Source organism: Chromobacterium sp. Rain0013 (assembly GCF_015291765.1).
GTDB lineage: Bacteria > Pseudomonadota > Gammaproteobacteria > Burkholderiales > Chromobacteriaceae > Chromobacterium > Chromobacterium haemolyticum.
The window spans coordinates 3,990,525-4,015,178 of sequence record NZ_CP031514.1 but is presented as its reverse complement, the minus strand read 5'-3'; the positions used below and the strand labels follow the sequence as shown (position 1 = coordinate 4,015,178).

The following is a 24,654-nucleotide window of genomic DNA, read 5'->3' as shown; positions in this document are numbered from 1 at the left end:
TCATGAACAAAACACTCTATCGCATCATTTTCAACCAAGCGCGCGGCCAACTGATGGCGGTGCAGGAAACCGCAACCGGACAGGGCAAGAGCAGTGGCCGCGGCCAGAATGCGGCGGCGGCGAGGTTCGCCGCCGCGCGCGGCTTCGGCTTCAAACTATGCGCGTTGTGGGTGGGCGTCAGCCTGGGCAGCGTAGCGCTGGCGGCGGACATCGCGGCAGACCCCGGCGCGGCGGCCGGCAAACGGCCGACGGTGATTCAGGCCAACAACGGGCTGCCGGTGGTGCAGATCGCCGCCCCCACCGCCGCCGGCGTGTCCCACAACCAGTACCAGCAGTTCAACGTCGGCTCCAAAGGGGCGGTGCTCAACAACAGCGCGCAAGTCGTCAATACCCAGCTGGCCGGCTATGTCGGCGGCAATCCCAATCTAGCCGGCGGCAGCGCCCGCATCATCCTCAACGAAGTCACCCACGCCAACCCCTCGCAGCTGAACGGCTATCTGGAAGTAGCCGGCCAGCGCGCGCAAGTGGTGGTGGCCAATCCATGGGGCATCAGTTGCAGCGGCTGCGGCTTCATCAACACTCAGCAAGCGATGCTGACTACTGGCACGCCGCAGCTCAACGCTCAGGGCGCGCTGACCGGTTTCCAGGTCAACGGCGGCGCCGTCAACATCAGCGGTGCCGGCCTGAACGCCGGCAATGTCGATAAATTCGCCATCATCAGCCGCGCGTTGCAGCTCAACGCCGAGCTGCACGCCAAGCAACTGGATTTGGTGCTGGGCCGCAACCAGGTGGACGCCGACACCTTGCAGGCGAGGCCGCTGGCGGCCGACGGTTCAGCCGCGCCGGCCTTTGCGCTGGACGTGTCGCAACTGGGCGGCATGTACGCCAACGCCATCCGCCTGGTGGGAACCGAGGCCGGGGTGGGGGTCAACCAGCAAGGCGAGATGGCGGCGCGCGCCGGCGATCTGCAGTTGACCAGCGCCGGCGACCTGTTGCTGAAGGGCAAGACCTTCAGCCAGCAGGACATGACGCTCAACAGCGGCGGCAAATTGGAACACAGCGGCCAGACCCGCAGCCAGGGTACGCTGCAAGTGGCCGCCGCCGACGCGGCCCAACTGGACGGCAGTCTGACGGCGGGCGGCGCGCTCGGCGTTGAAGCGGCTGCGGTGGCGGGTAAGGGCAGCGTGGTCGCTGGCGCGCAAGCCGACGGCAAATTGGGCGAGGCCGGAGCGTTGACGCTGCGCAGCCGCGCGGGCCTGAATTTCCATGGCGAATTGCTGGCCGGCGCAGATGTGGGCATTCAAGCGGACAACGCCCAGTTGCAGGGCGCGGTGATAGGTGCCAGTCACGGCGATTTGCGAGTGACGGCGGACGGTGAGTTGAACGCTTCTCAAGCAAAGCTGTGCGCTAAGGGCCTGGCTCGCTTGCAAGCCGGCGGGGACATCAAGCTGCAACAAGGCGCGTTGAGCGCGGGACAGTTAGAACTGCAGGCGAAGGCGCTGGACAACCGAGGCGGCCTGATCGCGCAAAGCGGCGCGGCCACCGGCGCCGTACGTTTGCAAGGCGTGTTGGACAACCGCGACGGTGTGATCGCCAGCCTGGGCAAAACGCTGACGGTGGACGCGGCGGCCATCGACAACCGACATGGCGAGATCAGCCACGCCGGCGAGGAAACCCTGCGAGTCACCGCGGACAAAATCGACAACCGCGAGCAAGGCAAGCTGCACAGCGACGCCAAAGCCGAGATCAAGGCGGCCGAGGTCGACAACGCGCAAGGGCGGTTGACCGCCTTACAGGGCCTGGAATTGAAAGCCAGCGGCGCGCTGCGCAACGACGGCCTGCTGGGCAGCGACGGTCAGCTCAAGCTGACGGCCGGGCAACTGGAGAACGGCGCGGGCCTAATCCAGGCCGGCAAGGATTTGCAACTGACGGCCGCCAGCGTCAGCAACGCCGACAAAGGGCAAATCTTGGCGCTGGGCAAGGATGCCGCCAGCAGCCTGGAAATCAGCGGCCAGCTGAACAACCAGGGCAAGATTGCCGGCAATGCCGGGTTGGACGTCAACGCCGCCGACATCGACAACCATGGCGGCAGCTTGCAGTCGGCTGGGCAACTGAACCTGAACAAACAAGCCAGCTTGAACAACGACGGTGGCCACATCGTCGCCAAGGACCTGAACCTGAAAGCGGACACGCTCAGCAACCTGGGTGGCGAAGTGTTCGCCCAGCAAGCGTTGGACGCCGAGCTACAGCAGCTGAACAACGCCAAGGGTAGCTTGATCGGTTCGCAAGGACTGACGCTCAGTGCCAGCAATATCTTACGTAATGATGGCCTGCTCGGTAGTGACGGCCAGTTCAAGCTGACGGCCGGGCAACTGGAGAATGGTGCGGGTCTGATCCAGGCCGGCAAGGATTTGCAACTGACGGCCGCCAGCGTCAGCAACGCCGACAAAGGGCAAATCTTGGCGCTGGGCAAGGATGCCGCCAGCAGCCTGGAAATCAGCGGCCAGCTGAACAACCAGGGCAAGATTGCCGGCAATGCCGGGTTGGACGTCAACGCCGCCGACATCGACAACCACGGCGGCAGCTTGCAGTCGGCTGGGCAACTGAACCTGAACAAACAAGCCAGCTTGAACAACGACGGTGGCCACATCGTCGCCAAGGACCTGAACCTGAAAGCGGACACGCTCAGCAACCTGGGTGGCGAAGTGTTCGCCCAGCAAGCGTTGGACGCCGAGCTACAGCAGCTGAACAACGCCAAGGGTAGCTTGATCGGTTCGCAAGGACTGACGCTCAGTGCCAGCAATATCTTACGTAATGATGGCCTGCTCGGTAGCGACGGTCAGCTCAAGCTGACGGCCGGGCAACTGGAGAACGGCGCGGGCCTAATCCAGGCCGGCAAGGATTTGCAACTGACGGCCGCCAGCGTCAGCAACGCCGACAAAGGGCAAATCTTGGCGCTGGGCAAGGATGCCGCCAGCAGCCTGGAAATCAGCGGCCAGCTGAACAACCAGGGCAAGATTGCCGGCAATGCCGGGTTGGACGTCAACGCCGCCGACATCGACAACCACGGCGGCAGCTTGCAGTCGGCTGGGCAACTGAACCTGAACAAACAAGCCAGCTTGAACAACGACGGCGGCCACATCGTCGCCAAGGACCTGAACCTGAAAGCGGACACGCTCAGCAACCTGGGTGGCGAAGTGTTCGCCCAGCAAGCGTTGGACGCCGAGCTACAGCAGCTGAACAACGCCAAGGGTAGCTTGATCGGTTCGCAAGGACTGACGCTCAGTGCCAGCAATATCTTACGTAATGATGGCCTGCTCGGTAGTGACGGCCAGTTCAAGCTGACGGCCGGGCAACTGGAGAATGGTGCGGGTCTGATCCAGGCCGGCAAGGATTTGCAACTGACGGCCGCCAGCGTCAGCAACGCCGACAAAGGGCAAATCTTGGCGCTGGGCAAGGATGCCGCCAGCAGCCTGGAAATCAGCGGCCAGCTGAACAACCAGGGCAAGATTGCCGGCAATGCCGGGTTGGACGTCAACGCCGCCGACATCGACAACCACGGCGGCAGCTTGCAGTCGGCTGGGCAACTGAACCTGAACAAACAAGCCAGCTTGAACAACGACGGTGGCCACATCGTCGCCAAGGACCTGAACCTGAAAGCGGACACGCTCAGCAACCTGGGTGGCGAAGTGTTCGCCCAGCAAGCGTTGGACGCCGAGCTACAGCAGCTGAACAACGCCAAGGGTAGCTTGATCGGTTCGCAAGGACTGACGCTCAGTGCCAGCAATATCTTACGTAATGATGGCCTGCTCGGTAGCGACGGTCAGCTCAAGCTGACGGCCGGGCAACTGGAGAACGGCGCGGGCCTAATCCAGGCCGGCAAGGATTTGCAACTGACGGCCGCCAGCGTCAGCAACGCCGACAAAGGGCAAATCTTGGCGCTGGGCAAGGATGCCGCCAGCAGCCTGGAAATCAGCGGCCAGCTGAACAACCAGGGCAAGATTGCCGGCAATGCCGGGTTGGACGTCAACGCCGCCGACATCGACAACCACGGCGGCAGCTTGCAGTCGGCTGGGCAACTGAACCTGAACAAACAAGCCAGCTTGAACAACGACGGCGGCCACATCGTCGCCAAGGACCTGAACCTGAAAGCGGACACGCTCAGCAACCTGGGTGGCGAAGTGTTCGCCCAGCAAGCGTTGGACGCCGAGCTACAGCAGCTGAACAACGCCAAGGGTAGCTTGATCGGTTCGCAAGGACTGACGCTCAGTGCCAGCAATATCTTACGTAATGATGGCCTGCTCGGTAGCGACGGTCAGCTCAAGCTGACGGCCGGGCAACTGGAGAACGGCGCGGGCCTAATCCAGGCCGGCAAGGATTTGCAACTGACGGCCGCCAGCGTCAGCAACGCCGACAAAGGGCAAATCTTGGCGCTGGGCAAGGATGCCGCCAGCAGCCTGGAAATCAGCGGCCAGCTGAACAACCAGGGCAAGATTGCCGGCAATGCCGGGTTGGACGTCAACGCCGCCGACATCGACAACCACGGCGGCAGCTTGCAGTCGGCTGGGCAACTGAACCTGAACAAACAAGCCAGCTTGAACAACGACGGCGGCCACATCGTCGCCAAGGACCTGAACCTGAAAGCGGACACGCTCAGCAACCTGGGTGGCGAAGTGTTCGCCCAGCAAGCGTTGGACGCCGAGCTACAGCAGCTGAACAACGCCAAGGGCAGCCTGATCGGTTCGCAGAAGCTGAACCTTACTGCGAGTGCCTCGCTGCACAACGACGGCCTGCTGGGTAGCGATGGCCAGTTCAAGCTGACGGCCGGGCAACTGGAGAATGGTGCGGGTCTGATCCAGGCCGGCAAGGATTTGCAACTGACGGCCGCCAGCGTCAGCAACGCCGACAAAGGGCAAATCTTGGCGCTGGGCAAGGATGCCGCCAGCAGCCTGGAAATCAGCGGCCAGCTGAACAACCAGGGCAAGATTGCCGGCAATGCCAGGTTGGACGTCAACGCCGCCGACATCGACAACCATGGCGGCAGCTTGCAGTCGGCTGGGCAACTGAACCTGAACAAACAAGCCAGCTTGAACAACGACGGTGGCCACATCGTCGCCAAGGACCTGAACCTGAAAGCGGACACGCTCAGCAACCTGGGTGGCGAAGTGTTCGCCCAGCAAGCGTTGGACGCCGAGCTACAGCAGCTGAACAACGCCAAGGGCAGCCTGATCGGTTCGCAGAAGCTGAACCTTACTGCGAGTGCCTCGCTGCACAACGACGGCCTGCTGGGTAGCGATGGCCAGTTCAAGCTGACGGCCGGGCAACTGGAGAATGGTGCGGGTCTGATCCAGGCCGGCAAGGATTTGCAACTGACGGCCGCCAGCGTCAGCAACGCCGACAAAGGGCAAATCTTGGCGCTGGGCAAGGATGCCGCCAGCAGCCTGGAAATCAGCGGCCAGCTGAACAACCAGGGCAAGATTGCCGGCAATGCCAGGTTGGACGTCAACGCCGCCGACATCGACAACCATGGCGGCAGCTTGCAGTCGGCTGGGCAACTGAACCTGAACAAACAAGCCAGCTTGAACAACGACGGTGGCCACATCGTCGCCAAGGACCTGAACCTGAAAGCGGACACGCTCAGCAACCTGGGTGGCGAAGTGTTCGCCCAGCAAGCGTTGGACGCCGAGCTACAGCAGCTGAACAACGCCAAGGGCAGCCTGATCGGTTCGCAGAAGCTGAACCTTACTGCGAGTGCCTCGCTGCACAACGACGGCCTGCTGGGTAGCGATGGCCAGTTCAAGCTGACGGCCGGGCAACTGGAGAATGGTGCGGGTCTGATCCAGGCCGGCAAGGATTTGCAACTGACGGCCGCCAGCGTCAGCAACGCCGACAAAGGGCAAATCTTGGCGCTGGGCAAGGATGCCGCCAGCAGCCTGGAAATCAGCGGCCAGCTGAACAACCAGGGCAAGATTGCCGGCAATGCCAGGTTGGACGTCAACGCCGCCGACATCGACAACCATGGCGGCAGCTTGCAGTCGGCTGGGCAACTGAACCTGAACAAACAAGCCAGCTTGAACAACGACGGTGGCCACATCGTCGCCAAGGACCTGAACCTGAAAGCGGACACGCTCAGCAACCTGGGTGGCGAAGTGTTCGCCCAGCAAGCGTTGGACGCCGAGCTACAGCAGCTGAACAACGCCAAGGGTAGCTTGATCGGTTCGCAAGGACTGACGCTCAGTGCCAGCAATATCTTACGTAATGATGGCCTGCTCGGTAGTGACGGCCAGTTCAAGCTGACGGCCGGGCAACTGGAGAATGGTGCGGGTCTGATCCAGGCCGGCAAGGATTTGCAACTGACGGCCGCCAGCGTCAGCAACGCCGACAAAGGGCAAATCTTGGCGCTGGGCAAGGATGCCGCCAGCAGCCTGGAAATCAGCGGCCAGCTGAACAACCAGGGCAAGATTGCCGGCAATGCCGGGTTGGACGTCAACGCCGCCGACATCGACAACCACGGCGGCAGCTTGCAGTCGGCTGGGCAACTGAACCTGAACAAACAAGCCAGCTTGAACAACGACGGCGGCCACATCGTCGCCAAGGACCTGAACCTGAAAGCGGACACGCTCAGCAACCTGGGTGGCGAAGTGTTCGCCCAGCAAGCGTTGGACGCCGAGCTACAGCAGCTGAACAACGCCAAGGGCAGCCTGATCGGTTCGCAGAAGCTGAACCTTACTGCGAGTGCCTCGCTGCACAACGACGGCCTGCTGGGTAGCGATGGCCAGTTCAAGCTGACGGCCGGGCAACTGGAGAATGGTGCGGGTCTGATCCAGGCCGGCAAGGATTTGCAACTGACGGCCGCCAGCGTCAGCAACGCCGACAAAGGGCAAATCTTGGCGCTGGGCAAGGATACGGCCAGCAGCCTGGAGATCAGCGGCCAGCTGAACAACCAGGGCAAGATTGCCGGCAATGCCAGGTTGGACGTCAACGCCGCCGACATCGACAACCATGGCGGCAGCTTGCAGTCGGCTGGGCAACTGAACCTGAACAAACAAGCCAGCTTGAACAACGACGGTGGCCACATCGTCGCCAAGGACCTGAACCTGAAAGCGGACACGCTCAGCAACCTGGGTGGCGAAGTGTTCGCCCAGCAAGCGTTGGACGCCGAGCTACAGCAGCTGAACAACGCCAAGGGTAGCTTGATCGGTTCGCAAGGACTGACGCTCAGTGCCAGCAATATCTTACGTAATGATGGCCTGCTCGGTAGTGACGGCCAGTTCAAGCTGACGGCCGGGCAACTGGAGAATGGTGCGGGTCTGATCCAGGCCGGCAAGGATTTGCAACTGACGGCCGCCAGCGTCAGCAACGCCGACAAAGGGCAAATCTTGGCGCTGGGCAAGGATGCCGCCAGCAGCCTGGAAATCAGCGGCCAGCTGAACAACCAGGGCAAGATTGCCGGCAATGCCGGGTTGGACGTCAACGCCGCCGACATCGACAACCACGGCGGCAGCTTGCAGTCGGCTGGGCAACTGAACCTGAACAAACAAGCCAGCTTGAACAACGACGGCGGCCACATCGTCGCCAAGGACCTGAACCTGAAAGCGGACACGCTCAGCAACCTGGGTGGCGAAGTGTTCGCCCAGCAAGCGTTGGACGCCGAGCTACAGCAGCTGAACAACGCCAAGGGCAGCCTGATCGGTTCGCAGAAGCTGAACCTTACTGCGAGTGCCTCGCTGCACAACGACGGCCTGCTGGGTAGCGATGGCCAGTTCAAGCTGACGGCCGGGCAACTGGAGAATGGTGCGGGTCTGATCCAGGCCGGCAAGGATTTGCAACTGACGGCCGCCAGCGTCAGCAACGCCGACAAAGGGCAAATCTTGGCGCTGGGCAAGGACGCCGCCAGCAGCCTGGAGATCAGCGGCCAACTGAACAACCAGGGCAAGATTGCCGGCAATGCCAGGTTGGACGTCAACGCCGCCGACATCGACAACCATGGCGGCAGCTTGCAGTCGGCAGCGCAACTGAACCTGAACAAACAAACCAGCCTGAACAACGACGGCGGCCATATCGTCGCCAAGGATCTGAACCTGAAAGCGGAAACGCTTAGCAATAAGGGCGGCGAAATCCGCCACCTGGGGCAGACCATGGCGCAATGGCAGGTGCGCCAGCGGCTCGACAACCAGCAAGGTACCTTGTTCAGCAACGGCGGCCTGACGCTTGCGGCTCAATCGCTGAACAACCAGCAGGGCTCACTGAGTAGCCTGGGCACGCAATCATTGCAATTGGCCCAAGGTTTGGACAACCAGGGAGGCGCCTTGGTCAGCGGACAGGGGCTGCAACTGCAGTTGGGTGCGGCATTGAATAACCAAGGCGGCACGGTGCAAGCCGAGTCCTTACAGTTGCACGCGGCCAGTCTGGGGAACCAGGGCGGTAGCATCAAGGCGCTGGGGAGCGGTGGGAGTAGCGTCAACATCGGTGGGGCGCTGGACAACTCCGCGCAGGGCGTGCTGGCCGGCAATGGACAGTTGGAGGTGAGCGCAGCGGCCTTGGACAACCGCCAGGGTACTTTGCAAAGCGCGGCTAAGCTGGACGTGCAAGTGGTCCAACTGGCGCAGAACCAGGGCGGCAAGATTCAGGCCGGGCAGCTGCAGCTGAAAGCTGCCGAGTTGAACAATCAGCAAGGTCTGCTCAGTCAGGCTGGGGATGGTGTGGCCAAGCTGGAGTTAAGTGGCCAGCTAGACAACAGCCAGCAGGGCAAGGTGCTATCCAACGGCCAACTGCAGGTGACGGCGGCGGGCTTGCTGAATGCCGGCGGCACGTTCAGCAGTCAGGGCGATTTGCAGTTCAGCGCGAGCGGGGCTCTGGACAACCGCCAGGGCGCTTTGGGCAGCAACGGCGTGTTGAAGTTGGATAGCGCCAGCGTGGACAATGCCGGCGGCCTGATCCAGGCGGGCAGTTTGCTGTCGCTGGACAGCGGCAGCCTGCTTAACCAGGGCGGCAAGCTGTTGGCCTTGGGCAGCGGCGACAGCCGCGTGACCCTCGGCGGGCAATTGAACAACGGCGGTCAGATCGCAGGTAACGGCGATTGGAGGATCAAGGCGCAAGGGTTGGACAATGCCGGCGGCAGCCTGCTGAGCGTTGGCAACCTGGGCATAGACGCCGTGACGCTGGGCAATTCCGGCTCTTTCCTGGCTGGCAAGGACTTGAACCTGACCCTCGTCAGCGACTTCATCCACACGGCGGGTAGCAAGCTGCAGGCCAATGGCAAGCTCAGCATCAGCAGCAGCGGCAATTTGATCAACAGTGGCCAGCTTCAGGCCGGTGGCGACTTGGCTTTGAATGGCGTTAGCTGGACCAATAGCGGCGAGGTCAACGCTGGCGGCAAACTCAGCACTGAATTGAGCCAGGCACTTAGCAATAGCGGCAAGCTCAGCGCCGGCACATTGCAACTGAATGCAGCCAGCGTGTTGAACACTCACTCCATTACTGGCGGCGATATCTCCATCCAGGCTGCTAGCCTGGACAACGGCGGCAGCCAGGGCCTGATCGCCTCTGCCGGCAATATGGCGCTGGATATTAGCCAGACGCTGAATAATCACGGCGGCAGCTGGTTGTATAGCCAGGGGGATATGCGCATTGGCAAGGCGGGGGCGGCTACAGGGCAGGTGATTAACCATGTGGCGACATTGCAGTCCGATGGCAATATGTTTATTGATGCAGGGAAGGTTAGTAATGAGTCCAGTTTGTTGACAGTGACTCAGAAGTCGGAGCAGTACGTCGAGAGTCGTAAGCTACTTCCAGGTTATAGGGGGATTGAGTATTTTAATTTTTCGTCTGGGGTGAATGTTGTTGAGTGGATGACAACAGAACTTGAGTCGAATAGTTGCATTACAAGAGGGACTAGTTGCCATGATGTTGCGGTTTACAATTATCTTAAGCGAGAGGTTGTTTCTGATGATCCTGTTAATAAGGTATTGACGGTAAAAACTATTGGGGCAAGTAGCCGTAGAGAGCCAACTGCAAATCCTCGTTGGGGTGGGTTATTCGGTGCATCTACTCTGAAAGAGGAAAAAATATACTATTTTGATAAGAGAGATGGTGTTTATAGTGCAATTATTGGATTTGACCCCAAGCTGAATTTGCTTCCTAATGATATTAAAGGTATTGCTGAGAAGGCCGTCTCTGGTCGGGATTTTATTGCTGAAAGTGGTGAGGTTCAAAGGGTCTCTACGGTTTCAGTAGTAACGGACCATGTTGAAGGTGTGGGGGCGCAAGGTCGAGTTCTGGTTGGCAAAGATTTTTTTGTGAAGTCAATGGAGGTGCTGAATAAGTACGGTGAAATAGCAGTTGGTGGAAGTGTTGAGGTGAAGGGAGGGGGGGTGCAGAATGTTGGACAGAAATTAGAAAGAACGACAAAGGTGGACTCGGTTGGAAAATTTTCTAATATTGTTTCAAGAGAATCTACTCCTGGATGTGCGGTAGTTTGGGGGCGGGAGACTTGTCAATCTAAGCCGCTGCCATCCAAGACAATTATAGAGGAATTGGGATCCATTGATGCTACAGTAAGTTCCGGCCAAAAACTCACGCTACAAGCTCCCACTATTTCCAATGGCAAGGTCGGACAGTTGGATATTGCCACTGCCTCTGGTTCTAGTCATTCAACTGTTGCAGCGACAAGCCGTGTTTCAGGCCAAACGTTAGTGGTGGATCCTGATGCCGCCAAAGCGGTAGAGCTTGCTGCAAGTGGGGTGGGCAGCCAAGCGCTGAAGCCGGTTTCAGGCGCCCGCCAGCTTGCCGGCACCCATGCGGATAGTGCTTCCGGCCAGGTGCTACCCTCGGAGGCCGCAGCAACCGTCGCTTCGGGCGGAGTCTTGCGTGGAGAAGCGCAAGCGGTAGCGGGAGATGGGCTGAGCAAGGCCGCTCCTGCAGTGGAGCTTGCCGCAAGCGGGGTGGGCGGCCAAGCATTGAAGCCGGTTTCAGGCGCCCGCCAACTTGTCGGCACCCACGCGGATGGCGTTTCCGGTCAGGCACTACCCTCGGAGGCTGCTGCAACCGTCGCTTCGGGTGAGGTCTTGCGTGGAGAAGTGCAAGCGGTAGCGGGAGATGGGCTGAGCAAGAGCGCTCCTGCACCGGCCCAAGGCAAAACCCTGCAAGGCGAAGTCACCACGGCTAGTGGTGCGGGGTTGAGCGGGGGGCTAGATACCGCCCATGGCCAGGTTCTCAGTGGCAACGCGCATGGGGATGTCGCATCGGGGCGGACATTATCCACTGGCGATATTTCGCATATTACTGCCACGGCTTGGAGTGGAACCAAAGCCGCGGTGCTGCCGCAGCAGGTGTTGCTGGAATCCGCCGGAACCAAGGCGGCCAACCCGGTGGCCGACGGCTACAGCTTGCCCAATAACGGCCTGTTCCAGACGCGCCCGGCGCCGCAACAGCCTTATTTGGTGGAAACCGATCCGCGCTTTACTCAATACGGCAATTTCATTTCCTCGGATTACCTGCTCAAACAATTGGGCTACGACCCCAGCCGCGTGGAAAAACGGCTGGGCGACGGTTTCTACGAGCAGCAACTGGTCAGCCGCGCGGTGACCGAGCTGACCGGCAAGCGCTTCATCGGCGGCAACGCCAACGCCACGCAGCAGTACCAACAATTGATGAGCCAGGGCGCGGAATACGCCAAGCAGTTCCAATTGACGCCGGGCGTGGCGCTGTCCGCGGAGCAGATGTCTCGCCTTACCGCGGATATGGTGTGGCTGGTCAAGCAGAATGTCGACGGCCACGACGTATTGGTGCCGGTGGTGTACCTGGCCAAGGCGCAGGAACAATCGCTGCGCGGCCAGGGCGCGGTGCTGGCCGGCAGCCATATGGAGCTGCTGGCCGATGGCTCGCTGATCAACAGCGGCACATTGAAAGCAGACAACAGCCTGTTGGCGCAGGCGGGGGATATCCGCATCGAAGGCGGCAAAGTACTGGCCGGCGGAGATCTGGGTCTTGGCGCTCGCCACGATCTGCTTATTAGCGACGACAAGCAACACAGCCAGGCCGGCAGCTTGATCCAGGCGGGTAACCTGCAACTGCAGGCCGGCAATGATCTGAAGCTGCAAGCAGTGCAGTTGCAGGTCAGCGGCGACGCGCAATTGCAGGCCGGCCGCGATCTGGACATCGCCAGCCGCGAAAACCGTTACAGCCATGCGGCCAACACCGGCCGCAGCCAGTACAGTTACCAGCAGGTCGACCATGTCGGCAGCACGCTGCAAGTGGGCGGCAGCCTCGGCTTCAACGCCGGTCACGACCTCACGTTTAGTGGCGCGGAGGTCAAGGCCGGCGGCAAGCTGCTGGCCGTGGCCGGCAATGAACTGACCCTGCAATCCACATTGGATAGCAAGCAAGGTCAGGGTAGCTGGAATGGTTGGGGTTGGGGCGCGTACTCGACATTGGATCAGACCCGCCATGCCACCCAGTTGCAGGCCGGTGGCGACATGCTGTTGCAAGCCGGCGGCAATCTAGCTCTCAACGGCTCCCAAGCCCAGGCAGGAGGCAACCTACTGGCACTGGCCGGCAAGCAGTTGACCGTGCAAAGCGAAGTCAATAGCCGGCAAGATCGTCTTAATGTGCAGATGGGTTCCAAGGGCTATGGTCACAGCTGGCAAACGGACGGCCTCACCGTGGCGGGCCTGGCCAGTCAGGGCAATCTGCAACTGCAAGCCGGTGGCGACGCGGTGTTGAACGGCGCCAGCCTGGGCAGTCACAGCACTTTGACGCTCAGCGCCGGCCAGGATATCCGCTTGGGCGCGGTGGCCACTCAAAGCCGTAGTGACAACTACTACACCAATGGCGATATCCACAACAACTACGACCTTAGCCAGCACGGCAGCGCGCTGTCCGGCGCCAGCGGGCTGACCCTTAATGCCGGCCGTGACATCACGACCCAGGCCGCCAGCCTTGGCAGTGATGGTCAGGCCACGTTGCTGGCCGGCCGCGACATCACGCTGGGCAGCGCGGAAAACCGTCACAGCGATTACCACAAAACCGTGCGCAGCTCCGGTGGCGCGTTCAGCCGTAAAACCACGGTGGATATCAGCGCGCATGACAATACCACCCAAATCGGCTCCACCGTCTCCGCCGACAAGATTGCAATGCAAAGCGGACAGGACCTCAATATCCAGGCTAGCCAGGTGGCCGGCAGCGGCACGGTTAGCCTGATGGCGGGTCGCGACCTTAGCATCCGTTCCGGCACTGATACCCAGCGCGTGTTCCAGTTCCACCAGGAAAAAACCTCCGGCTTCTTCTCCGGTGGCGGCATCGGCTTCACGGTGGGCAGCAAGGAGCTGACCCAGGAAATGAACGGCGCGGGCAGTACCCAGAGCCAGAACCGCAGCCTGGTGGGCAGCATCAACGGCGACCTGCAATTGAAAGCAGGCGGCGTGCTCACCTTGCAAGGCAGTGACGTCACCGCCGGCGGCAACCTGTTGGTGGATGCCAAGAAACAACAACTGGACGCGGCGGTGGACACCTGGCACAGCGTGCAGAAAACCACCAGCAAATCCAGCGGCCTCACCGTGCAGATCACCAGCCCGCTGCTCAGCGGCCTGCAGGCCGCTGCCGCGGCAACCGACACTCTTCTCAGCAGCAAGGACGATAGGGTGAAAGCCTTGTCCGCCGCCACCGCCGGCCTGGCCGGCTACAACAGCTACACCGCCTACCAGCAAGCGATGGCTGGCGCGGACCCGTCCAAGAATGGCTATGGGGTCAAGCTCAGCATCAGCGTGGGCGGCAGCCAGAGCGAAAGCACCACCGTCAGCGACAGCCATACCGAAAGCGGCAGCCTGCTCAAGGCCGGCGGCAATCTGTTCACCCAGGCGGCGGGTGCGGGCCAGGACAGCACCATCACCGGTCACGGCGCGCAGCTGCTGGCCGGCAAGGACCTGACGATCAAGGCCGAAGGCGCAATCAGCCTGCTGGCGGCGCAAAGCCGCAGCAGCGAACACACCACCTCCACGTCTAGTAGTGGCGGGGTAGGGATGGCGATTGGTCTGCAGGACAATAAGGCGACAGTGGGTTTTACTGCCAACGGTAGCGCCAGCCGCGGCAAGACGGATGGCAACAGCACCCAAAACCAACTCAGTCAACTGAATGCCGGCGGCAAGCTGGATATTCAGTCCGGCGGCGACTTCACGCTGCAAGGCGAAGCCCGCGGTCAGCAAGTGGTGGGCGTGGTCGCAGGCGATCTCAGGCTGGAGAGCCTGCAAGATACCAGCAGCTATCACAGCCTGAACCAGAGCGTGAGTGGCAATGCCAGCATGAGTGGAGGTTCGGTGTCGCTCAGCCAGCAAAAAATGGACGCGGATTACGCCAGCGTGCAGCAGCAGTCCGGCATCAAGGCCGGCGATGGCGGTTTCCAGATCAGCGTCAAGGGCAGCACCCAACTCACCGGCGCGGTCATCGCCGGCAGCGCGGCATCCATCCAGCAAGGCAAGAACAGCCTGAGCACCGGCGCGCTGGTCACCAAGGACATCGACAATCATGCCGACTTCACCGCCAGCAGCGTGACCGTCACCGCAGGTTCTGGCGGCGTCACCGGCATGGCGATGGCGGCATCGGATCACGATGCCAGCACCACGCGCAGCGGCATCAGCGGCGGCAAGCTGGAGATCCGCAACCCGGCGCTGCAACAAGCGCTGACCGGTCAAAGCGCGGCGGATGCCGTCGCCAAGCTCAACCGTAATGTGGATAGCGCCACCGATGGCAGCGGCAAGCTGGCCAACAACTTCGACAAGGAGCAGGTGCAAGCGCTGTTCGATGCCGCCGCCGCGCTGCACGAACAAGTGGGCACCTTCCTCTCCAACAAGGCGCAGGCGGCCAAGGCCACTCAGGACGCGTTGGACGCCGCGCGCAAAGATCCGGCCGCCTCGGTCAGCGATCTAGAGCGGCTGGAGCGCGCCGCGGCGGACACCAAGGCCGACGCCGACAAATGGGCGCCAGGCGGCGCCTATGGCCAAATTCTGACCGCGGTCACCGCCGGCATCGGCGGCAATCTGGCCAACGGTCTTGGCGGCATGGCGCAAAACGCCGGCATCGCCTATCTGCAAGGCTTGGGCGCTCAGCAGGTGAAAGCACTGGTTGACGGGATGGAGGGCGGCGCCAAAACGCCGGAAGGCGAAACCGTCCGCGCGGTATTGCATGCCGCGCTGGCCTGCGGAGGAGCCAGCGCCAGCGGGCAGAGCTGCGGCGCGGGTGCTGCTGGGGCCGCAGCTGCGGTGGCGCTGAACAGTGCTTTGGATCAGCTGCAGAAAACCGATGCCAGCAAAATGACGGCAGCGGAGAAACTGCAACGCGAGAACCTGGTCAGTGGTCTGCTGGCTGGTTTGTCTACCGCCACTGGTGGTGGCAGCACCGCCGCGACCACGGTGAACGCGGCGAAGACGGAGATGGATAACAACTCTTTACAAAAACAAACCGGGGCAGGTTGGGTGGAACGTTTCCATGCTTTATCCGAAGCGCAACGAGTCAAGCTATTGGTTCAGCATAAAAAAGAGTCTGACGAATTGTCGCAGCGAGCCAGGAATTGTCAAAGCGAAGCTGAATGTACCATGCTGGCGAAAGAGCTGAAAGAAAACCAGAACTGGTTCCGGGATGTTGGAAATGCATTTGCCAATAGTAAGGATATGGACCGGAGCAAGCTATATCTGGTCGAAGCGGATGCCGCGAGGTTGGACTATTTGCAAGCAGTGAACAGAGCTAGTGAATTTAAAGGTGGACGTGCCCCGGGGTGGAATACTGGAGTAAGTGCTATCTTGACGGTTCGGGATGTTCCAATTAAAGATTATGCTCATTACGAAGATCAAGATAAGGCAAGATTTCTAGTAATGACTGGCGCGATTACTATTCCTGTTACTGGCTACGTTGGGCTTGGCAAGGCTGCGGGGGATGCCATGCTGATATCAGGAGCGGTGGCTGGTGGGTTTGATTTTGCAGGACAGTATGCTCAGAGTTGTGGGAAAGGGCGTTGCGATATTGATAGTGTCGTTCCAGAGCAGTCATTGTTTGCAGCAAACACTGCTATGTTGACATCCCCTTTGCCTGGGGCTTTGGGGCAGTGGGGTAGTCGTGTTACTAACTCTTCTAAGACGGTGAATACGGCAGTTGCATCAGGAGTGGTTGGTGGAGGAGTTGCTTATGCTAATACAGTATTTAATAACTTCTTTAATGGTAGTAATGATGATGCAAGGTTTGCAGCAGGCTTAGGGGGCGCTTTTGGGGTGTTGGGCACTTCGATTGGGCATGCCGCGACAATATGGTCTGGATCTGCTTTTTCGGGAAATAGTCTGGGGAATGTGATTTCTAATGTTCCATCTTTTATTCCATTGCCTTCAGTGTCGGCTGAAGCTCAAGTAGGACGAGGTAAAGGAAAGGATGGAGTAGAAAAATGAGTGTGGGTATTAAAGGGCAGGTGATGGTTGTTGTTGAGAAGGTCTATGTTGTTGTCGTGTGGCCTTTGTTGCAGCCTGTTTTTTGGGCGGTTGCGAAGTTGTGTTTTCCTAAACGGTTAAGAGATGTTCTGGTCGGCTTAATGTGGCCTATTTTTATATATTTTTATATTGATAATGGATATTATTGGCACAAGAGTGCTTGCGGATTTACCGGGTGGTTTCTTTGTTCGGAATCCCCTCTTGTAAGGCCAGAGTTAACCGCTTGGCGTCATATGTATGGTGATCCTATTTGTGTGTTGTCTGCTTTGTGTGTGGTAAGTAAATTTTTTCGGTATGTCAGGGTGGTAGAGCGGAGGCTGAATAGAAGGAAGGTGGTTAAAGTGGGGGCGGAGGGTTACTCGTTTTCAAGGCGATTTTGGTGGCTTTGATTGGCTTTTTCGATGTAATTTGAGTTTTAAAAGTACAATGTATTGATGGGTGGGGAATTAATAGGGGTGAGAGGAGGGGGCTCGGTGGTGCTTGTTATTTTTTAAGTGATATTTACTGGGCTTTTAATCAAGCGCATTTGAATAAAGTGAAGTGAATAGCTCGGTTGGTTCTTGATGGCGGCGCGCCAATCCGGCGCGCCGCTTTTTTACGCCTTAGCTATTGCGGCCGGGCGTTTTGCCTTCCAGTTCGGTTTTGGCGATTAACGCGCGTTGCAGCGCGTGCACGCTGTCCACGTGCTGGAAGACGTCGCAGCGCAGCGCGCCCAGTACCATGGCGATCTTGCCGAGCAGGCCCTTGCTGTGGCGGTCCGGATTGTCTTTCAGGTACTGGGCCAGGTGGGCGGCGCATTCGCGGCCGTAGGCGCAGGCGTCCACGTAGTCGTCGGCGGGCGGCATCTGCCAATGGTGGGGCTGACCGCGTTGCGGCAGGTAGCGGACGAAGGGTAGTTGTGTGGCCTGGGTTTCGTGAGGCTTGGGCCGGTAATGACGGCGCGGGGAAGTGCTTGGGACATTAGGGATACTCCTATGAGAGGGCACCTCGAAAAACCTAGACGAGCCCACCTGCTGTTAAAATTACGCTGTCCTGAACCTTGCCGAGCTTGAGCCCGATGAAACAGCGTAACGTCATCAAGAACGACCTGTTCGCCGCCGATCATCACCGCCACGAAGATCGACCGGCTGGGCGATCCGCTCTCCGAGATCGAGCAGCACATCGACTTTGCTGCTTTAGCTGCTGAGATCGACCGGGTGGCACCGAGACCGGTCAGCCCGCAGGGCGGTCGGCCACCGTTTCCGACCGAAACGATGGTGTGGATTCTGGTGCTCAAGCGGCTTTACAACCTGCCCGACGAGCAGATGGAGTATCAACTGCTCGACCGTATGAGTTACCAGCGTTTCTGCGGTTTGAGCCACGCCGTTAATATCCCCGACCGCACCACGATCTGGACCTTCGAGAACCGGATCGGCAAGACCGGCGCTCATGTGCTGTTCGACGGTGTGTCAGCCCAGTTGCTCAAGCAGGGCTATATCGCACGCGGCGGTTAGATCATTGACGCGACGCTGGTGCCGGCGCCGAAGCAGCACCACAGTCGCGGCGAGAAAGAACTGCTCGATCAGGTCGCGACGCCGGCCGATTGGAAACCGGCCAAGCGGCGCCAGAAGGACCAGGATGCAAGCTGGACCAAGAAGCACGGCAAATCCTATTTCGGCTACAAGCTGTCGGTGAACGTCGACAACAAATACAAGCTGATTCGCAAGTTCGAGACCGATACCGCTAGCACGCACGACAGCCAGCATTTCGACAAGGTCTTCGATACCGACAACACAAGCCGGGACATTTACGCCGACCGCGGCTACCCGTCTGAAGCGCGTGAAGCTCAGCTTGCGCAGGACGGATTCCGGAACCAGATTCAGCGCCGGGGGTACACCAATAAGCCGCTGTCCGACTGCCAGCAGCGACGTAACCAGCGCATTGCCAAGGTGCGTGCTCGTGTCGAGCATGTGTTCGCCGTGATCGAGCAAATGGGCGGCTAGTTAGTCCGCACGATTGGCCAAGCGCGTGCGAACTTCGCGCTGACGATGATGGCGACCTGCTACAACCTGAAGCGATTAGTATTTCTCCGCAAGGCGGGAATCCAAGCCTTCTGATGCTCGAACTCGCCTGGATTGCCGGGTTTGAGCGGAGAACCGAGCAAAAAATCGCGTGACGCGCCCCAAAAAACGGCAGTTCATCTCGGAAGTTGCGCCGAATGTGATTGCGGCAATCATGTTGCTGCTGGGCTCACTGAAAATCTCGGGTTATTCGAGGTGCCCCGTAGTTCTTATGTGGATGTGATCCAAGCTGTCGATCTGGGCTGATCAGCCAAGTTTAGGCATCCAATGTGGATGCACGCATGTTGAGCTCCTGTTCGGGACAGGCTCCCAACAGCCCCGGCAAACTTGACAGATTTGAATGATGTACAACTTAGCTTTTTATGATCAACAATTTTTGCGTAACTCAAATGCATAAACCCCCGCAGGGCGGGGGTTTGGGAGGAGTACTTTACAAATAACTCTCAGGTGTAAGTCAGAACGGTAACCGGAACTATATATCAGCAAATTGTTCATCATGCTGATGATTTATTTGGGGAAAATCGTCATGGGAAGACGGAGTAGTAAAGATCGCTTGTGTAAAGTACTTAGTCTTTCGGCTAGTAGTGGCCATCTAGTAGAGAGGTTCACTGCTGACGCTCGACGTAACCTAGGGGATGTTCCTCGGCCAAAGCTGACTTCTGTGTGACCAATGAAAAATGGCCGCTATCCCCGGAATCAGGCTGCCCGCTCCAGCATTCGGACCACGTTGAGCCTCGAGATCCCATAATCTGCGACCACGGCGATGCATTCCTTGCTGAAATCATCCACGATAGTGAGCATCCTTGATGCGTCGACCATTGGCCAGCGCATCTGAGACAAAGTCCATTGACCACACCGCATTGGACCGATCTGGCCGTTCTAAGGACTCTCGTTCCACGGCAACGCCATGACGCCGCTTCCGTCGCCTAACCATCAAGCCCGCTTCACGATACAGCCGGTAGACCCGCTTGTGGTTGACCCGCACTCAGAAGGATGTGCAAGCGGCGATAGCCAAACCGGTGCCGCTTCTGGGCCAACTCGATTAGTCGTGTCTTCGACTGCGCATTCCTGACCATCGTTCGTGCTTGATAGACATGGACACTGCGTGACAACCCCACCAGCCGACAGGCCCGTCGCTTCGAGATAGGGGTCATCTCGCGCATCCGCTGCACCGCCTCACGCTTCTGTTGCGGGGTTAACGCTTTACCCCTAGTGCGACTTTGAGTGCCTCGGCGTCCAAGATAGCCTCGGCCAGCAAGCGCTTCAGCCGGGCATTCTCGGTTTCGAGCTCCTTCAGCCTCTTGGCATCTGAAACCTCCATGCCGCCGAACTTGGCCCGCCAGTTGTAGAACGAGGCATCGCTAAAGCCATGCTGCCGGCACAACTCCTTCACCAGCACGCCGGCTTCGGCCTGCTTCAGAAACTCGATAATTTGTTCCTCCGTGACCGCTTCTTCAAGTTCGTTCTCCTAGTACAAGACGAACTTTACTAAGTTTCGGATGGCCCTGTTTATGGGGAGCAGGTTAGCATTCAATGCCGTCACCTCCAGCGTTAGCAGCTAGTAATGGACAGCCACTATTGGCACGACTGGCCAGACGCGCTGGAGTCCGCAATATCTATTATGGGTCTGTTGTGCTTGTTATCTACATTGTATCGTATGGCCCGTATTGCATGCCTTATTTCATCTATTACACGGTGTTTTACTGCCGAGAAATGCTTGTAACCAGCGCTCATAGCATAGGTGTTGGTGGTGTAGATCACCTTCCTGATTTCCGGCGGGACGTCGAAGAATGGCGTCAACCCGGTCCAGTTACGCCGCCAGGACTGGCCAATTAGCAGATACTCCCCATCCCACTTTGCCTCGAATTCGGCTAGCCGTTGCTCTGCTTCGTCGAGCGTGGACGATTGGTAGATTCGCTTCAAGTCGGAGGTTACTTCCGGACGACGCTTCCACAACATGTAGTTCAAGCTGTGCCGCACCATGAGCACGATGCACAGCTGCTTTCTGGAAGGCAGCTTCGATAGCCTCCAGGAAACCCTTCAGGCCATCGGCGCAGGAAATAAAGATGTCCTGTACGTCCCGGTTACGCAGCTCGGTCACGACCAGAAGCAAGAACTTGGCTTCCTCCGTCTGAGCCAACCACATCCCCAGCACCTACTTCTCTCCAGCTAGGGTAACGCCGATGGCGAGATAGGTGGCCTTCACGCGTACAGCCCCTTAACCCACCTCCACGTGGATACAGCCGAGGTAGGTGACCGGATAGAACGAATCCAGGGAGGGAGCCTGCCAAGCTTTTACCTTTTTGCTGACAGCGTCGGTGATGGAGGAAATTTCGAGCTTATTGTGTACCAGATTAGGTGGCAGTTTCCTGCTAAATGTCCGTTTACACCAAAGCCAGTACACGCCCCTCCATCAATATGAAATTTTGGTTAAAGACAGCAGCGTGCTGCTTGCATGGTGGATTTCTATTTATTTCGATAGATTGATTTGATCCAAATTGATAGTCTTTTGTTGCATGTATTTTCATATTGAGGATCATGTGTGTTATCTAAAGGTTGTGCCATTATATTGGCAAGGTTCGATTAAACTTACTTAGGGGGTTGTTGTGAAAAAGCTAATTGCAATTGCTATTATGGCGGGCTTCACTAGCGCAGCATATGCGAAAGTAGAAATAAAAGGAAATAACACGCAGGCAGTAAAGGTTAAAAATGGTGCAATTCTTAACATGTCTAGTGGCATGGTATCTAAGGCGAAATTGAGTGCGGCATCAGTTGAGGGTAATGTAAAAATTGGTGGGAACAATACTCAAACGCTGGATGTGAATAATGGTGCTCTTTTAAATATGGCTATGCCTGGGAGCGAGGCTGAGTTGAGTGTTGGAACAGTCACTGGCAAATAGTGCATGTAGTTATTAATTGTTGCGGCGGCCAAGGATATTATTGATGGCCGCCGCATGTGAGGATGTCATGAAAATAATAATTACTTTCGCATCATGTTTTCTAATTAATTTCTTAGTGTTTAAGGGGGCTGTTTTTGCAGAAGAGATTGCAACTCGAAAAGGAGTAGATCCAGCACAAAATGCGAAGGTCACATCTGCATTGGCGAGAAATAGAGTGTTGCGAGCTTCTGACGGAGGAACTGGTAATAGCGAGCTAACTATTGAGAAAAAAAATGACAATGGCTTTAGGCGTAAAAATTGTTCTACATCAATTGGGAATATAAATACAGGTGATATGCGTGCAGGCGGGCGTACCCCAAAAGAAAATATAGTCATTATAAAGGGGGTTGTAGTTAATGAATGTTAAGAAATTACGTAGGAAAGAAATTTTGGATAGACGGAGCCGGTATCATAAAATGTCCAGTCAGGTACTAAGTCGTTTGCTTTCATCCATTGTCGCTATATCTGTCGCGGGGTGTACGTTGTCACCGCGAGATAATAAAGAGTTTTTAAAATCAGCGTATTCAGAGGGAAGTCCAGTAGTAGAACCTATTCGTTCGATTAGTTCATTTAGTCAATCATTGGCTTGTATGGATGATATGTTAGCAGAGTCGAAACAAGGCCCGTTTCTTATTACCAGTAAATCTATTGCTGATTCTTCAGGGAAGGCGGGTGCTTCGGTTAAAGATATTGTTATCACGTCTTTATCCCAAATGTCACAGCGTAGTGGGGCGTTTAAGTTTGTAGACTATGAGGTGAGTTTCACACATCAGGATACTGTTCAGTATTTGAGCAGCTTATTGCTGGGAATGAATGCATTATCCATAACCCCTCCCAGTGTATATGTTTCTGGTGCAATCAGTTATGTAGATCAAAATATAATTGCCAAAAGAAATAGCCTAGGCCTATCAGTTGATAGTTTAATCAAGGGTAAAGAAATAAATTCAGATTTTGCGACGGATTCAGATGTTAATGCATCTGTAATAGCTTTGGAGCTGCACCTTGGGGAAATGCAAACGCGTACTCTAATTCCAGGGCTGTATTCTGCTAATTCTGCAATTGTCGCTAAAGGTGGAGGGGCATTTGATGGTGGCGGTTCTATTTTAAAGACAGGTGTTCAATTTTCTTTTTCTAAAGATCATAGTCAAGGAACTGGAATCGCAATTCGTGGGCTGGTAGATTTAGGAATGATTGAATTGGTTGGGAAGTGGTTAAAATTGCCATATTGGAAATGTCTTGCATTAGGAGAGTCTGCGCCTGAGTTCCAACGAGAGCTGCATTCTTGGTATCGGTCAACCTCGCCAGAAGAACTGCTTCGATTTGCGCAGACTATATTGCGTCGTCAGGCATATTTTGAAAAAGAGATTGATGGTCGCTCAAGTATTGACCTAAAAAAAGCGATTGCACAATATCAAATGGATAATAACTTGCCTGCTACTGGACTGTTGGGTTTTCCAACTTATGAGCGTATGATTGCAGCTCAAGTGCCTGTCGATGTATTTGGTGCCGCCGCGCCTATTAATAATATTCATAAATTTTCAAATACAAAAGCAGATATTAGTAGTTCTGTAGTTGCGGGCTATGCCCCCGCTCAGGGGCCTATTTCAATGGATTTGCGCTCTAAAAATGGAAACACTATTTTAGTGAACGACCAAATTCAGCTGGAAATCAGTTTAGGGCGCAGTGCGGCTTTACGTTGTTATTATCAAGATGCATCTGGTGTAGTTTCTCAAATATTTCCTAATCCAATGCAGCCTGCTAGCGATGTGCGCGCAAGGACGAGTATTTATATCCCAGATCAGGATGCTGGATTCCAAATTCGCGCAGAACGGGCAGGTAAGGAAAGAGTATCTTGTTATGCAGCGAACGCTGGCGTTTTTGACTTATTGCCGGCACCACTGCTAGGTGCTGGATTAGAGCCACTTCCTGGCGGTCATAGTATGGAATCTATCAATGACAGTATGGTTGCATTAAAGGCTGGTAGCCTTAGTCATGTAGAAATACAAATAGGTATTTCTCCTGCTGGTTCAAAAAGTAATAAAGGTAAGAAATGAAGATTCTTTATAACATTGGTGCGCAGTTATGTATTCTAGGTTGGATCTTAAATTGTCAAGCTGCAATCTTTGTGTTGCACGAAGAAAAGATGCCTGACTTGGGGGGAGGGAAAGAAAAAAAGGAGCCTGTAATTATTACGGGAGATAACCCAGGTGGGGTTGAACCCGTTCTCCGTGTTGAAAGTATTTTGCGCGACAGGGAAAAAGCTGCTGAAAAAAAAGTAATTGAGAATGAGGCTCTTGTCGCTTATCGTCTAGGCTTGAAGTCAAATAGACATGAAGCGGAGCACCACTTCCAACGGGCAGCAGCTATATGGAGAAATTTTGCAGATGTAGGTGACAGTAATGCTGATTTTGCACTCGCATATCTTTATCTGATTGGACGCGGAGTGCCAAAAGATTTAAATATTGCGAAAGCATATTTAGAGAAGGCTAATGAGATCATTGGATCAAAATACTTATATCTAAAAGGCCTGATTGAAATAGCCTCTGGCAATGAGCAGATTGGCAATCGATATATATTGGATGCAGCTAATGCTGGCGATAAATTTGCTCAGAATGAGCTTGGTATATGGTATGAAGTAGGAAAAATGGGGGGGGCATTGGATAGCTCTTTAAAATGGTATACTAGCGCTGCAGATAAGGGGTTAGCACCTGCAGCACTTAATCTAATGTGTTTGCAAGCCATAAAGGGACTGAGATTTAGAGTCCAGGATGTACGAATGCTTGCCGAGCAGGGAGAGCCACATGCAATGTATGATTTAGGTACCTTTTATCATAAGGGGGAAGGCGTAGGCATTGATTATTCTATGGCTATTCGTTGGTATAGACGAGCCGCATTACATGGCGAGCCAAGAGCGAAGTATATATTGGGATTAATCGAATCAAAAATAAAAAACCCCAATTATAACAATACCACTTGGATGCGTGAGATTTTGCACTATAGGGAGGTAAATCAGCCATCTTTTCTGTGCCGGGATAAGCCGCTTCCGCGGCACGCCGACCTAATATCAGATGATGTGATATCGTGAGATAGTGGAGATATTGTATGCTTTGTTACGTAAATCCATGAATTGCACAGACCCTAGGGCAACTCAAAACCTCGATGCACCAGCCAACTGGTATAATTACATCG

General features: G+C 56.5%; 7 protein-coding genes and 3 pseudogenes. 7 read left to right on the top strand and 3 right to left on the bottom strand.

Annotated elements, in window-relative coordinates; translation table 11 throughout:
* Window positions 1-2: 2 nt before the first annotated feature.
* Window positions 3-16,427 (top strand): hemagglutinin repeat-containing protein, encoded by a 16,425-nt coding sequence (locus DXT74_RS18255; RefSeq protein WP_194426694.1) that lies wholly within the window; start codon window positions 3-5, stop codon window positions 16,425-16,427.
* Entirely contained in the window at window positions 16,424-16,855 is a 432-nt protein-coding gene (locus tag DXT74_RS18250; protein ID WP_194426693.1) for a hypothetical protein, read from the top strand. Before DXT74_RS18255 ends, DXT74_RS18250 begins: the two co-directional genes overlap by 4 nt.
* 213 nt (window positions 16,856-17,068) lie before the next feature.
* Here DXT74_RS18250 and DXT74_RS18245 read toward each other — a convergent pair whose 3' ends face one another.
* Entirely contained in the window at window positions 17,069-17,311 is a 243-nt protein-coding gene (locus DXT74_RS18245; RefSeq protein ID WP_194426692.1) for a hypothetical protein, read from the bottom strand.
* A gap of 212 nt (window positions 17,312-17,523) precedes the next feature.
* On the opposite strand from DXT74_RS18245, the pseudogene DXT74_RS18240 reads away from it, so the two are divergent.
* Window positions 17,524-18,562, top strand: a pseudogene (locus DXT74_RS18240) (IS5 family transposase).
* A gap of 663 nt (window positions 18,563-19,225) precedes the next feature.
* On the opposite strand, the pseudogene DXT74_RS22935 reads toward DXT74_RS18240, so the two are convergent.
* Window positions 19,226-19,958 (bottom strand): annotated as a pseudogene (locus tag DXT74_RS22935) (IS3 family transposase); the annotation flags it as partial.
* 311 nt (window positions 19,959-20,269) lie between these two features.
* Window positions 20,270-20,858, bottom strand: a pseudogene (locus DXT74_RS18230) (transposase); the annotation flags it as partial.
* A gap of 274 nt (window positions 20,859-21,132) precedes the next feature.
* Here DXT74_RS18230 and DXT74_RS18225 point away from each other — a divergent pair.
* From DXT74_RS18225 to DXT74_RS18210, 4 genes are all read left to right on the top strand, one after another.
* Window positions 21,133-21,426, top strand: a complete 294-nt coding sequence (locus DXT74_RS18225) for a hypothetical protein (protein WP_194426691.1) — start codon at window positions 21,133-21,135, stop codon at window positions 21,424-21,426.
* 67 nt (window positions 21,427-21,493) lie between these two features.
* Window positions 21,494-21,832, top strand: coding sequence for a hypothetical protein (locus DXT74_RS18220; RefSeq protein WP_194426690.1), 339 nt, complete (start codon window positions 21,494-21,496; stop codon window positions 21,830-21,832).
* Window positions 21,822-23,519, top strand: coding sequence for a DUF4384 domain-containing protein (locus DXT74_RS18215; protein WP_194426689.1), 1,698 nt, complete (start codon window positions 21,822-21,824; stop codon window positions 23,517-23,519). The genes DXT74_RS18220 and DXT74_RS18215 overlap by 11 nt, the downstream gene beginning before the upstream one ends.
* Window positions 23,516-24,550 (top strand): tetratricopeptide repeat protein, encoded by a 1,035-nt coding sequence (locus DXT74_RS18210; RefSeq protein ID WP_161523453.1) that lies wholly within the window; start codon window positions 23,516-23,518, stop codon window positions 24,548-24,550. Before DXT74_RS18215 ends, DXT74_RS18210 begins: the two co-directional genes overlap by 4 nt.
* The last annotated feature ends 104 nt before the right edge of the window (window positions 24,551-24,654 follow it).